The organism is Pseudomonas sp. NY15437 (assembly GCF_048068435.1).
In the GTDB taxonomy this organism is placed as follows: domain Bacteria; phylum Pseudomonadota; class Gammaproteobacteria; order Pseudomonadales; family Pseudomonadaceae; genus Pseudomonas; species Pseudomonas nitroreducens_B.
This window is the reverse complement of record NZ_JBLUQC010000043.1, coordinates 1-653: the sequence shown is the minus strand read 5'-3', so window position 1 is coordinate 653 and position 653 is coordinate 1. Positions and strand designations below refer to the sequence as shown.

Here is a 653-nt window from a genome sequence, read left to right as displayed (position 1 = left end):
CACCCGTCCGCCGCTGAATCCGGGAGCAAGCTCCCATCATCCGCTCGACTTGCATGTGTTAGGCCTGCCGCCAGCGTTCAATCTGAGCCATGATCAAACTCTTCAGTTCAATACTGCTTGGGTTTTGAGAAAACCCTAAACTTGGCTCAGCAATCGCATGCTCAACTTAATGAGCTAAAACTCTCGAATTCACGAGTGTTACTTGCGTTGCTGATAATCAGTCGATCATCAGTCTTACATCACAAGCACCCACACGAATTGCTTGATTCAACTTGTTAAAGAGCGTTTGGCTGAGGCTTTCGTCTCAACCGAGGCGCGCATTCTACGCTAACCTCTCTTTCCGTCAAGCTTTATTTTCGAAAATTTCTTTTCTACTCAATCGCTTGTGCTTCAGCGAAGGAAACCTTCTCATCAGCGGGAGGCGCATTCTACAGCGATCAATGTCGCTGTCAACCACCTCGGCGACCTTCTTTTCAGCTCGCTGCCGGAGCAGCCAGTGAAGAGCGGCAAGTGAATCACCTGCCTGATCGCCACTCTCAACTTCGAATCTCTGTAAGTACTTGATTTTCAAGTTCTTTCAGCGCTTCGTCGCTGGGAGTGGTGCGCATTATAGGGAGTTTAAATTGGCCGTCAACGGCTAATTTAAACTTTCT

At 48.4% G+C, this 653-nt stretch carries 1 rRNA gene; it reads right to left on the bottom strand.

The window, feature by feature from the left end:
• A 16S ribosomal RNA gene (locus tag ACNFIA_RS31945) occupies nucleotides 1–109 on the bottom strand; the annotation flags it as partial.
• Nucleotides 110–653: the final 544 nt, after the last annotated feature.